The 12,515-nt window shown below is 70.4% G+C and carries 10 protein-coding genes; 1 reads left to right on the top strand and 9 read right to left on the bottom strand.

From position 1 onward, the window contains the following. Nucleotides 1-3: 3 nt before the first annotated feature. From ACFVHI_RS17365 to ACFVHI_RS17350, 4 genes are read right to left on the bottom strand one after another with little or no spacing between them, the layout of a single operon-like run. Nucleotides 4-732: an adenylate kinase family protein gene (locus ACFVHI_RS17365; RefSeq protein ID WP_380340119.1), complete on the bottom strand. Its 729-nt coding sequence runs from the start codon at nucleotides 730-732 to the stop codon at nucleotides 4-6. 1 nt (nucleotide 733) lies between these two features. Then, complete coding sequence (locus ACFVHI_RS17360; protein WP_380340116.1) at nucleotides 734-2,050, bottom strand: hypothetical protein; 1,317 nt, start codon at nucleotides 2,048-2,050, stop codon at nucleotides 734-736. After that, nucleotides 2,043-2,312: an acyl carrier protein gene (locus ACFVHI_RS17355; protein WP_063352261.1), complete on the bottom strand. Its 270-nt coding sequence runs from the start codon at nucleotides 2,310-2,312 to the stop codon at nucleotides 2,043-2,045. Before ACFVHI_RS17355 ends, ACFVHI_RS17360 begins: the two co-directional genes overlap by 8 nt. Then, nucleotides 2,309-3,532 carry an acyl-CoA dehydrogenase family protein gene (locus ACFVHI_RS17350; protein WP_380340150.1) on the bottom strand — a complete coding sequence of 408 codons (1,224 nt, stop codon included), beginning with the start codon at nucleotides 3,530-3,532 and terminating at the stop codon, nucleotides 2,309-2,311. Before ACFVHI_RS17350 ends, ACFVHI_RS17355 begins: the two co-directional genes overlap by 4 nt. Nucleotides 3,533-4,371: 839 nt before the next feature. Here ACFVHI_RS17350 and ACFVHI_RS17345 point away from each other — a divergent pair. After that, complete coding sequence (locus ACFVHI_RS17345; RefSeq protein WP_380340113.1) at nucleotides 4,372-5,559, top strand: hypothetical protein; 1,188 nt, start codon at nucleotides 4,372-4,374, stop codon at nucleotides 5,557-5,559. 56 nt (nucleotides 5,560-5,615) lie between these two features. Here ACFVHI_RS17345 and ACFVHI_RS17340 read toward each other — a convergent pair whose 3' ends face one another. From ACFVHI_RS17340 to ACFVHI_RS17320, 5 genes are all read right to left on the bottom strand, one after another. After that, a complete protein-coding gene (locus ACFVHI_RS17340) occupies nucleotides 5,616-6,935 on the bottom strand; it encodes a ferritin-like protein (protein WP_380340110.1) in 1,320 nt (439 codons plus the stop codon). Next, entirely contained in the window at nucleotides 6,932-7,699 is a 768-nt protein-coding gene (locus ACFVHI_RS17335) for a putative DNA-binding domain-containing protein (protein ID WP_380340108.1), read from the bottom strand. The genes ACFVHI_RS17340 and ACFVHI_RS17335 overlap by 4 nt, the downstream gene beginning before the upstream one ends. A 1-nt stretch (nucleotide 7,700) precedes the next feature. Then, a complete protein-coding gene (locus ACFVHI_RS17330; protein ID WP_380340105.1) occupies nucleotides 7,701-8,597 on the bottom strand; it encodes a DUF692 domain-containing protein in 897 nt (298 codons plus the stop codon). Then, nucleotides 8,594-9,241 (bottom strand): hypothetical protein, encoded by a 648-nt coding sequence (locus ACFVHI_RS17325; protein ID WP_380340102.1) that lies wholly within the window; start codon nucleotides 9,239-9,241, stop codon nucleotides 8,594-8,596. Before ACFVHI_RS17325 ends, ACFVHI_RS17330 begins: the two co-directional genes overlap by 4 nt. A 279-nt stretch (nucleotides 9,242-9,520) precedes the next feature. Next, nucleotides 9,521-12,340: a glycoside hydrolase family 3 C-terminal domain-containing protein gene (locus ACFVHI_RS17320; RefSeq protein ID WP_380340100.1), complete on the bottom strand. Its 2,820-nt coding sequence runs from the start codon at nucleotides 12,338-12,340 to the stop codon at nucleotides 9,521-9,523. Nucleotides 12,341-12,515 lie beyond the last annotated feature (175 nt).

Below are 12,515 nucleotides of genomic sequence, written 5' to 3'. Positions count from 1 at the left end.
CGGTCAGTCCTCCAGATCATCGGTCAGATCATCGGTCGAGTCGGGCACGTCGGCGTCCACGGCGCCCACGGCATCCACGGCGTCCAGCGATTCCCACAGCGCGGCACGGACCTCGTCCGACGGGCGCGTTCCATCGACCTCGCGCAGGAGCGATCGCTCGGCGAAATAGGCGCGCAGGTCGCCGATGATGCGGTGGTAGTCGGCCAGACGCCGTTCGAAACTGGCTGCGGCGTCGTCTCGGCGACGCGTCACGCCGCCGCCGCAACCAGGGCAGGCGGGGGCGTCCGGGTCGTCCGTCGTCGCTCCGCACTCCACGCAGAGACGGCGGTTCGCCACCCGGGTGCGTGCCGTGCCGTCCGGCACGGTCACGACGGCGAATCCGGTCACCCGCACGTCCCGGTCGGCAGCGGTGCGCAGCAGGTCGTCGCATTGCGGACGATCGCGGGGGTAGCCCTCCACCGCCACGACCCGCACGGCGGCCGGCAGGTGGTCGAGGAAGTGGGCGAACTCCAGCCGCACGAGCTCGTCGGGGAGCAGTTCCTGACGCAGCAGGGTCTCGCGCATCCGCGTGCCGAGCGGGTGGCCGGCCGCCGCGAGCCGGAGCCCGTAGTCCCGCACGCCGAAGCGGGCCAGATCGGGGTGCCGGTCGTCGAGTGCCATCAGCGCCGTCGACTTTCCGGCGCCCGGCGGTCCGGTGACCAGGACGGCGTTCGGTGGAGTTCCGTTGCGCATGTCAGTCCCGCCCGGTTCCGGGGGGACGCTGCTCGGAGCGTGCCGAGAACAACGCCCAGGCGCGCTCGACCGTCTCGCGATCGGCCGTGACCCTTCCCTCGGCCAGGTGGATCTCCAGTGCGCGCAGGGTCGCGTAGAGCCGCCGGTCGGGTTCGGCCAGAAGGAGCTCGGTCAGGTGGTAGAGCTGGTTGGTGTCGGCGGCCATCCGGAGCGAGTCCGGGAACTCGTCGGCCAGGAGCCTCGCCAGGTCCTGGGGGCCGTTGTCGACCAGGTACACCGTCAGCGGATCGGCGTAGAGGTACTCGATGGCCTGTTCCCAGTCGTCCGTCTGACGGACGTTGGGGCAGCGGTGCGGGTCGTTTCCTTCCAGGATGCGAACCCTTCCGTCGTCCTCGATGAGGCACGCTAGCCCCTCCAAGTGGCGGACCTGCGGGCCGTTGTAGGTGCGAGCCGGCACACTCTTGCCCTGCTCGGTCTCGAACCGCCGGCCGAACACCTCGGCCAGGGACTGCTCGGGGAGGCTGACCGGCAACCGGGACAGCTTCCGTTGGTTCATCCGGCCTTCGACGATCAGGTTCTTGAAATAGACGAGGACTGTCCGCCCGTCCGGCAGATGAATCTTCCGCTGGTAGTCGTCCATCTCGGTGAGCTCTCCGCCGAGCGCCGCCGCGAGCTTCTCGGTGGTCGAATCACCGTCGAGGAGAACGGATCTGACGTAGCAGCCGACGTCCCGTAGGCCGTCCTCACCGAGCAGGCGGATGACCCTGGCGGCCGGCTCGACGCCGATCCGCTGGGCGTGGAACCAGTCGAGACTGATGCGGATGGTGAAGTTCGCCCTGGCCAGGTGCGCGGGCCGGGTGCGCCATGCGTCCACCAGGCTGCGCACCCGCCGACCGGTCTCGTCCTCGTCCGCGGCGAAATGCGCGCTGGTGATGAGCTCGATCTCCTCAAGGCCGGGTGAGTCGACCTCATGGACGAACCGCTCGCAGAACTCCGGTTCGACCATGGGCTCGCCGCCACCGGACAGCACGGCCTTCCACAAGCCCATGCCGTTCATCAGCTTCAGGACCGGAGCCGGATCCCGGGCGACGCTGTACCTGCTTAACCGATTTAGGGACATCGGTGCGGCGTAGTTGCAGTGCCCGCAGCCGACCGGACACTCCGATGACGGCCAGACGTAGCAGGTCGTGCCGGTGGTCGGCCCGTGCTCCGTGTATCGGGTCAGCGAGGCGATGACCTGATCACGGCACTCGGTGAGTACCGAGTCATTCACGGCCGAAGCCGAATTAGCTTCCCGCTTGAACAGGGATTCAGGCATGATGGTGCCCTCCGCTCGCATCTGAATTGACCGGCAGGTCGGCGACGGCCGCCCAGACCGCACCTGCCGTTTTGAACGTTTCGGAAACGAGCCGCTCGTCCGGTACGGAGATGCCCATCCCTTCCTCCAGATCCATCACCAGATTCACCATGGCAAGGGAGTCCAGACCCAGGTCCGCCAGCAATTCGTCTGCCGAGACCGGTCCGTCGGCCATCGGCAGGTGCCGACGGAGAATTTCCTCGAATTCCGCCGGCCAAGTCATCGCGGACCGTCCTCGTCGTCAACGGTCGAGTCGATGACGGATATCAGGTCAGCGGGCAGGACGGTGACATCGCGATCGAGTAGCGCGAGCGCCCCGTTCATGGTGAGCAGGCGGTCGTTGTTGAAATTCAGGCGCGCCGACCGGAGATCGCGGAAGTTCCGCTCAAGAGGGATTCCGGCATCCCGGCTGTAGCCCTCGAACAGCCCGGCGATCTGGAGCAGGCGATCCGCGGCCCTGAACGTCAGTTCCGAGGAGACGACTTTGAGATTGTTGAGATGGATCTGGGTCGCCGTCCCGCTCAGTGACGACCCCTCTCGCCGACGTGCCAGGATCTCGTCCCGGACGGTGCCGAGATAGGAGGCGACGAGTTCGACATCGATCCTGGCCCGTGCGATCCGCTCGGACACCAGGTCGGTCAGACGGCCGGCGCCCCGGGCTCGAACCATGCCCAGCACGCCGGAGAGCGCGCTTCGCGCGGTGCCGAGCCACACTGCGGACCACGCCAGGTGTCCGGCCGGGATCATGCTCTCCACGGCGACGGTCCTGAAGTCGCCCGGACTCCCCACGACCTGCCAGGCAGGCACCGTACCCGCCAGCTTCATCCCCCGGCTCTCGGTACCCCGCATCCCCAAGGTGTTCCAGGCGCCCGAGGGGGCCACGGAAAGCTGGTGGCGGTCGGCGTAGCACAGGGTGACCCGGTGGTCGGCGGCGTCGGGCGACTCGCGCATGGTCACCAGGAATCCCTCGGCATGGGCGCCGCCGGTGACGATCGGCGCCTCACGCTCGAATCCCAGCTGCTCCCCCGCCCCGTTCAGGGCGGCTCGCCCGCTGAGCAGGTGTCCGCCCTTGCCCGGCTCGGTGGTCACCGACGCGAGGTACACCTCTCCCGACGCCAGCCGCGGAAGCAGCTCGTCCCGCAGCCGCGCCGAGCCGAAGCGCACGATGCAGTCGACCTGCTGGCAGTGCATCGCCCAGATCATCGCCGTCGAGGAGCAGCCCGACGCCAGCAGGCCCGCCACGGCCACGAGGTCGCCGAGATCTCCTCCCAGTCCGCCGTACTCCTCGGGTACGAGAAGTCCCATCAGGCCGTTCGCCCGCAAGAGCCCGACAGCCTCCTCCGGGAACCGGGCGGAGTCGTCCGTCCCTGCAGCTTGAGCCCGGATATCCGGAAGTACAGCGCGGGCCTTCCGGCAGGCAGCCGCTGATGTTCTGCTTCCCATCTCATCCACCCCGTTCATTCACATCGCCGGACGCCGGTGCACTGGGTGCATCGGCGGGTCCGCGGACGGTATGGCATCGATCCAGGCCTGATATCGCACGGCCTCGGCTCACCTTCCCGCCGACCGCGGAGAAGGCATGTCATCGATTCGAAACGACCGAATGCTCGACGCAGCCCCCCCTGGAGCTATCTGCGTCGGCCCGCCCATGCGGCTCCGGCGGATCCCTCGTGGATGCCGGAGCTCCTGCGTCATCGGTCTGTGCCCGCCCCATACAAGGACAGTGGTCGAGGATATGTCAACCACCTTTTCAACCAGGGCTACGAGCTTCACACACCTTCCCCGAAGTGCCGGTCCGAGGCCCGGATCCGCCTTCCTCCTCCGGAATCGCCCGGGCCGAAACCCGTGGCAAGCCGCCCCGCCGTCCGCCGGCCCGGATCTCGGTCCACCGAAGATCAGCAGCTCAGACGGTGGTCGCCGGGATGCCGGCCGGCCCCTCGCCGAGGTGCCCGCAGCCGCCCGCACACCCTGGACGCCGGACGCGCCACGAAGACACCGCCAACTTCCCGTTGCGCGAATGAACTTGTGATGGCTAGCCTGCTAAAGCGTTTAAGTTCCCATTGGTATGAACCATTTTGGTATGGACCATTTATCTCGCTCTTCCGAGCGCGTCCAGCAGGAGGTGCCCCCTGACCGACTGAACCGCCAGCTCAGGCATCCCGGCAACGGCCGTCCCCCACCGGCCGAAGCTGCCACCCGGCTGGCGGACGCCACCGCGACGGCCCAGGCCGGGGCATGACGGCCCCAGGGCCGAGCGGACGAACGGCGAGGGGTCCGTCGCCATGCCCGTGCGCCGTCCACCGCCCGACCCGGAACGGCGCACGGGCAGAGACGCCCTAACAGCAGGTACCGAGTGGTTCTTCGTCCCGGATCCGGTGGTGACAACGACAGTGCCAGGAAAGAACGAACTCCCGACCGTCCTCCAAAGTGATCACAACACCTATCTGGCCGGCGCGTTACCGCTCTGCGTGATCCTCGCGGACGAGGCCATGAGGCCATGGTTCTACTCGCAGTACATCCAGCTCTATGCCATGGGTTCCGACTCCCAGCAGAAGGCGCCACACCTGGACTTCCACAGCTCACTGACCTGTCGGGAAGTCCTGCACACCCGGACACTGGACCGTGCGGCCGCCGGGCGCATCGGCCGCATCGTTGCGTTCCTCCGAAGCTGTATCGACTCCGGCCGGCACGTCATCGTCTTCGTGGACGACTCCTTCCTGCGGGGGGAGCCGCGTCCCTTCGTCCATGAGCTTCTCGTCCACGGCTACGACGACCGGTCGGAGCAGCTCCGCGTCGTCGGCTTCGGCGGTGCGATCGGACGGCCCGGAAGCCAGCGGTTCCAGACCTTGGAGTTCGGCTACCAGGCTTTCGAGGAAGCCTTCGAACGAGCGCTGTCCCTGACGGCACCGGACTCCGACTTCGCCGCGATCCGCTACCCCGTCCAGCTCCTCCAGCGTGTGCGGACGCGCCCGGCGTTCGATCCCGGGCGGCTGTGGACCGAGCTGTCGAGCTACCTGGAGGCACCCGAGCTGGACATCTTCCGCGCCGGTACCGAGTACTGGTGGTGGTCCCCACCGAAACCCGAGGCCCAACCGCCCGACTTCACCGTCTCGTCGGGGTTCGAGGTCCACGACAGGTTCACACACCACCTGAAGGCCGTCGAGGCGGGAGACCACCTCATCGACTACCGGCAGTTCCACCTCCTCTGGGAACACAAGACGGCCATCCTGCGTCGACTGGAACACCTTGCCCGGGAGTTCGACCTCCAGGGCGGCCTGGACGACGTGATCTCCGGTTGCCGCCGCCGCGCACAGGAGTTCCTCGACCTCAGACTCAAGGTCCTGATGGCCCTCAACGGCAGGAGCACACCCCGGGCAATGGCCCAAGGGGTATCCCTCGTCACACGCACTCTCCACGAGGAGCCGGAAGCACTGTCCCGTGTCAGGGACGTCGTGGCCGGCCTGCGCTGAGCGGCTCACGTCACCGAGTCGCGAAGCGGGCGTGCCGGGGCGCCGGTCGCGGTCCGTCAGTTGGGCATCGGACGCGGGCGGCTGGCGGGGGGATCCGAGGGGATGTCGTCCACGCTGGGCAGGTTCTTCAGGAGCCAGTGGACGCTGTTGTCACCGCCGAGTTCGGGGAAGTCGACGACGGCGGTCTCGCAGAGCCAGAGCAGGTGCTCCTTCATGGTCCGGTGTCCCTTGGCCTTCTGCTCGGCGGCGAAGTCGTAGTACTCGAAGGTGGGAGCGGCACAGGTCCCGTCCCAGGCGGGGTCGTCGCTGCCCGGGGTCGTCATGAGGAGTTCGGCGATGGGGTAGAGCACACCGCTCATCGAGGCGATGAAGGTGCGCTCCAGGTGGTAGCGGGTGTTCCGCTGGTTCGGGTTGAAGTTCGACTGGACGTCGTAGAGCTTGTCGAGCATGGCCAGGGTGTAGCAGTAGGCGGCGTTGAAGAGGACTGCCAGGCCTGCGGCCGGTCCGGAGAAGCCCTTCGCCCGGGGATCGCTGGGGACGTTGCGGACCTGCCCGGTGACCTCGATGCCCTGTTCGATCCTCTTGAACTTCGCGTAGTGCGAGAGCTCGTCGAGGCCGGGGCGCGGGTTGACCGGGTCGATCGGGACGGTGGCCTTCTTCGGGTCCACGCCCTCGCCCTGCTCGACCACCATCTTCAGAGCGGTCTCGGCGGTGTGGAGGTCGGTGATGACCACGGGTTCGCCGCCGCCGTCGTGGTTCCAGTACGCGCTCTCGTACTGCCAGGAGGCGTTTGCCTTCGCGTACTTCCACACGTCGTCCGGGTCGGCCTCGGTCAGGTGCTTGAGGCCGACTTCGATCGCCTTGTAGAACTGGCCGAGCGTGTTGTACTCGCCCGCTTGCGGCTTCGCCCCCTTCTCGGCGGGCAGTTCCAGCGGCAGGAACACCCGGTTCATCAGATCCTTGCTGCACGGCTCCAGGTGAAGGGTCAGCGGCGGAGTCCGATGGAGCATCAGGCTCGGGTACCTGGTGATGAAGTCCGGGTCGTAGAAGACGATCCGGTCCGCTCCGCCGAGCGCGATGATCAGGTTGCGCACCAGGCACAGGTGCAGCATCTCCTCGATCGCGATGCTGATGATCGTGCGCTGGGCGGAGATTCCCGGGTCCCACTGGCTGTGGCCCTTGGTCCCGATGGAGTAGGCCGCGTACAGGTACATCGGGACGGTTGACAGCTCGACCTGGGCCGCCTGGTACAGGTGGTCGAGCAAGGTGTCGATGTCCTCGATCGGTCGATCGGCCTTGATCGTGCCGATCGGGGTGACCGCGAAGGGGATGTCGGGCAGGCGGCGGGTGGCGGGCTTGGTGGCGTCGGTCGTCATACCTCGGCTCCGTTCGGTTCCGGGCGCTCGGGGCGCGGTGAGGGCGGTGCGGATGGCGGACCGGCCCGGTCGGGGCGGTCGGGGTGCTCGGTGTCGGGGTGCTCGGTGTCGGGATGCTCGGTGTTCGAGGAGGCGAGCAGCGTGCGCCGGACGTCCTCGGTCAGCTCCGTGACGTGGACGCCGTGGTCCCGGCGGCGCAGCACCAGGAGTACGGGGCGCGCGGCCGGCGGCTGCGGGTCCTCGCCGCGGGCCACCGCGGCCGCGTAGCGGTGCACGGGGTGCCGACAGGCCAGCACGCGGCACGCGCGGGCCGGCTCGGCGTCGTACACCTCGGCGAAAGCCCTTTCATATCCCGCGAGTTCGACGATCAGCTGGACCCAGGGGTCGACGTCGCGGCCCGGTGGGTCGAGGTCGGGCCTGGTGGTCGCGAGGTGTGACGCGAAGCCGTCGGCGAAGTGCTCCAGGGTCCAGCTGCGGGGCGGGCAGGTGTTCAGGTACTCGGTGGCGAGCGCGTCGAAGGCCTCCGGCCCCAGGAGTCGGCGCAGGGCGGGGAAGCAGGAGCGCAGGCAGGCCAGCAGGCGCAGCCGGTAACCGCGGCGGTAGATGTCCAGCCGCTCGCCGGCGGTGAGCCGGCCGGACGGTGTGAGCACCTGGGCGGTGGCCGCGCCGCCCTCCTGGTCCGGGCCGGTGGCGTGGAGGACGGCGGCCTGCAGCCAGTGCTGGAGTTCGGCCAGGTGCGCCGGCGCCCCTTCGACCGTCGACATGTCAGACTCCCGCCACGACGGGGACGTTCGTCGGATCGAGGGCCCGCCGGCGCGCCTTGTCGAGTTCCGCGACCAGCTCGGGGAAGGGCGGCAGGCGGTCGTCCCACTCCAGCAGGGTGGACACGGGCCCGGTCAGCGCGATCGCCGCGTCGTACAGCTCCCACACGGCCGGTGCGACCGGTCCGTCATGGGTGTCGATCAGATGTGTGCCCGCGTCGGTGTGACCGGCCAGGTGGATCTGCACGACCCGGTCGTGCGGGAGTGCTCCGAGGTATGCGCGCGGATCGGTGTCGTGGTTGACGGCCGACACGTAGACGTTGTTGACGTCGAGCAGGAGCCCGCAGTCGGCCTCGACCGCCAGCCGCGCCACGAACTCCTCCTCCGGCATGGTCGATGCGGTGAAGCCCACGTACGTGCTGGGGTTCTCCAGCACCAGCGGGCGCTCCAGGAAGTCCTGCACGGTCCTGACCCGTCGCACCAGATGGGCCAGCGCGGCCTCGGTGAAGGGGACCGGCAGCAGGTCGTGGGTGTTGAGCCCGGCGACCCCGGTGAAGCACACGTGGTCCGACACCCAGGCGGCGCCCACCGCATCGGCCAGCTGCCGGAGCCTCCTCAGGTAGTCGAAGTCCAGGGGCTCCACGCTGCCGATCGACAGCGACACCCCGTGCATGACCAGGGGGTGCCGCTCGGCGACCCGGTCCAGTACGTGACGCGGGTGGCCGTGGGAGTCGAGGTGGTTCTCGGAGATGATCTCCAGCCACTCGGCGCCCAGCTCATCGCCGAGGTGGTCCAGTACGTACCGGTGGTGCGGGCTGCGCAGGCCGACACCGAACCCCAGGTTCGGCAGATCGAAGCGGGACACCCGGTCGGCCCGCTCGCCGTGGTGACGCTGCGTCACGCGCTCGCCTCGTCCGACGGCAGCGGGAGCACCTGCGGCTTGCTCCGGTCGAGCCTCTTCTTCCTCCGCTCGGCCTCGTTCACTTCGTACGGCGGGACCAGGTCGTCCGGGTAGCCCTCGCCCGGGGACGGACCGAACGGGAGGCCGGCGGCGTACATCCGGGCCTCGAACAGCTGGCGGGCGAGCTTCCAGACGCTCTTGCCCTTCAGCGGGCCGCCCGCGAACACCCGGCTGACGTTGATCGGGCTCGCGCAGCTGCCGTTCTGCCGACAGGCCTGGTCGCCCGGCTTGGCGAGTTCCGCGTCGGGGCCGGTGTAGCCGCACCCGCCCTGCCCGCGGCACTCGTTGGCGCCGTGGCACACGTGCAGGACGGTGGCACAGGCTCCCATGCCCGCCATCGGCGCCTTCTCGTCGATGTCGTGGTTCCGGCAGGCGTTCAGGCCCATGCACACGTGGAGCTCAAGGGCCTTCTGCAGGTCGGCCGCGGACACGCGCGGCCCGCCGGCCTCGTGCGCGGCGTGCCGCAGCGCGATCCCGTCGTCGCCGCCGAGGATCACACGCTCGATCTCCGCCAGCTCCTCGGGGCCCAGATCCCGGAAGCCGTCACCTTCGGCTCCCCTGCCACTGTTCTTCCTGCCACTCACGAGTACCTCCTCGATCGCCTTGGGCCAGGCGCGCACGGCAGCGCGATATCGCTGCGATGTGACGCGATGTGACGCGATGTGACGCGACGAAATGTCATGCAATGTGATGCACGCCACAGCCGCCAAGGTCATCACAGCTGGGGGCGGGCTGGATAGCGCCAAATGAGTAGCATGCGAATTATTTCTGCCGCGCGCGGCGACCGGCCGTTGTCCGCGTCGGCGCAGGGCCCCGGTGGCGGCGGGCCCCTGCGTCGACGGCAGGTGTCAGGACGGCAGGTGTCAGGACGGGAGGGTCCAGCGCTGGTTGGGGCCGCCGTGGCAGTCCCAGATCTGCAGCCTGGTCCAATCGGCGCCGCTGCCGTCGCGGGCGTCGAGGCAGCGGCCGGAGGCCGGGTTGAGGAGCGTGCCGTCCGGGCGTGGCTGCCAGCGCTGGGCGCCGGTGCCGTTGCAGTCGTAGAGCTGGGCGGGCGTCCCGGCGGCGGTCCAGCCGTTGGTGACGTCCAGGCACTTGCCGAGGGCCCGCAGGGAGCCGTCCTGCCCGACGGTCCAGTCCTGGGCGCCGGTGGAGTTGCAGCGGTAGAGCTGGACGGCGGTGCCGTTGGCCGTGTCGGCGCGGTTGAGGTCCACGCACTGCCCGGCGATGCCGGTCACCCGGCCGCTCGGGCGGGGGGTGGCCCAGCTCTGCTCGGCACCCCCCGAACAGGTCCGCAGCAGCAGCCGACCGTCGGCGGCCGCGAGGCAGCGGCCGGATTCCGGGTGGAGGAGCGAGGAGTCCGGGCCCGGGCGCCACACCTGGTCGGCGCCTGCGGTGCAGTCCCGCAGCCGGACGGCGGCGCCGTCGTCCGGGCCCGCCGGGGTCAGGCAGCCGTCGAGGGCACGGACGGTGCCGTCCGAGCCGACCGTGGCGTCCTGGGCCGCCGTACCCGCGCAGCCGGCCAGCCGTACCGCCTCGTTGCCGTCCGCGGCGGCGGCGCCCGCGTCCAGACAGGACCCGTCGGCGCCGGTGATCCGCCCGGACCAGGTGGAGACGGCCGGCGAGGCCGGGACGTCCACCGCGCCCTGCAGCTTCGGCGCGCGCGAGGAGGAGCCGACCATCAGGCCGTACCGCCCGCCGGGCACCTGCCAGCCGTGCACGCCGGGATCCCAGAGCGCGAAGGAGGAGCGGTCCAGCGGCAGTTCCACGTGCGTCGAACGGCCGGGCGCCAGCGTGACCTTGTCGAAGGCCTTGAGCTGCTGCGGCGGCTCGCCGGCCGCGGACGGGAAGGAGACGTACAGCTGCGGCACCTCGGTGCCGGTCCGGGCGCCCTGGTTGGCGAGGTCGAAGCCGACCCGCACCCGGCCGGCGGCGTCCGGGCCGGTCACGGTGAGGTTGCTGTAGCCGAAGGTGGTGTACGAGAGGCCGTGGCCGAAGGGGAACAGCGGGGCGGTGGCGGTCGCGTCGTACCAGCGGTACCCGACCGCGAGCTGCTCGGTGTAGTGGTAGGCGCCGTCCGTGCCGGGGTACTGGGAGGCGTCCCGGATCGGCGTGGCCGCCGCCGAGGTCGGGAAGGTGACGGGCAGCCGCCCCGCCGGGTCGACGTCGCCGAACAGCACGTCGGCGAGCGCGGCGCCGCTCTGCTCGCCCGGGTACCAGGCCTCGACCACCGCCGGCACCGCGTCCAGCCACGGCATGGTGACCGGCCCGCCGGTGTTGAGCACCACCACCGTCCGCGGGTTGGCGCGGGCGACGGCGCTGATCAGGGCGTCGTCCGCCGGGGCGAGGTCCAGCGAGCCGCGGTCCGCGCCCTCGGTCTCCTCGTCGCCGACCACCACCACCGCGACGTCCGCCCCGGCGGCCACCGAGGCGGCCGCGGCCGCGTCGTCGCCCGGGTGGTAGCGCACCGAGACGCCCGCACCGGCCCGGGCGGCGATGCCCTGGCGCGGCGTCACCACCTGGTCGGGGTAGGGGGCGACGTGCGAGGAGCCGTAGCCGCCGGTGTAGGCGTGGTCGGCCCACGGGCCGATCACCGCGACGGACGACAGGTGGGCGGCGTCCAGCGGCAGCACCGCCCCCTGGTTGCGCAGCAGCACCGTCCCGGCGGCGGCCGCCGCCCGGGCGTCGCGCGCGCCGGCGGCGGGGTCGGCGGCGGGCGGCTGGCCGCCGTCCAGCGCTCCGGTCCGGACCATCAACCGCAGCACCCGCCGCACCTGGTCGTCCAGGACGGCCGGGGCGAGCCGCCCGTCGGCCACGGCGGCCGTCAGGTCGGCGAAGTACGACGTACCGCCGAACTCCTGGTCCAGCCCGCCTGCCGCGGCGTTCACCGAGGAGTGGGTGGCCGGGTAGTCGGAGCCGACCGCCCCGTCGAACCCCCAGCGGCCCTTCAGCACGTCCCGCAGCAGCGGGAAGTTCTCGCACGCCCAGATGCTGTCGACCGGGTTGTAGCCGCACATCGCCGACCAGGCCCGGCCGTCCCGGACGGCCGCCTGGAAGGCGGGCAGCTCGATCTCGGCCAGCGTCCGCTCGTCCACCTCGGAGCTGTACGACTGCCGGTTGTTCTCCTGGTTGTTCGCCGCGAAGTGCTTCACCTGCGCCGCGACCCCCTGCGCCTGGATGCCGCGGACCTCCGCCGCCGCGACCCGCCCGGCGAGGAACGGGTCCTCCCCCAGCGTCTCGAAGTTCCGCCCGCCCTGCGGCACGCGCACGAGGTTCACCATCGGCGCGTACAGCACCTGGTAGCCGCGCGCCCGGGCCTCGCGGCCCAGCACCGCGCCGTAGGTGGTGGCGAGCCCCGGGTCGAAGGCGGCGGCCAGCGACACCGGCGCCGGCAGCGCCGTCGCCGGTTGCCCGTCCCGTACGCCGGCCGGGCCGTCGGACAGCAGCAGCGGCGGGATGCCCAGCCGTGGCACGCCCCGGACGTAGCCGACCGCGTACACCCCGTTCGGTGCGGCGATCCCCTGTAGCAGCGTCGCCTTCTCGTCGGTGGTCAGCTGGCCGAGGAGCGCTTCGATCCTCTGCTCCGGCGACGGCCCGACGTGCGACGGCCCGCCTTGCGACCACCCGTCGTGAGACCGCCCGCCCTGCGGCGGCGGACCGCCCGGTCCGGCGACCGCTGGGCACATGCCGGAGCCGGAGGCGGCCGCCAGGAGGCAACCGCTGAGCCCGAAACGGAGTACTCGCGTCCACGAGGAGATACGCCGCATGGCAGCACCTTTCGACGAAGGCGGGCCGAGCCGGGAGGGCCGGGAAATGTGACGGCCAGTCAAATTTACGGCGCATTAACACTTACCGTCAGGT

Source organism: Kitasatospora sp. NPDC127121 (assembly GCF_042677305.1).
Classification (GTDB): domain Bacteria; phylum Actinomycetota; class Actinomycetes; order Streptomycetales; family Streptomycetaceae; genus Kitasatospora.
Note: the sequence above shows the minus strand (reverse complement) of the source record. Positions and strands in the feature narration are given on the sequence as shown.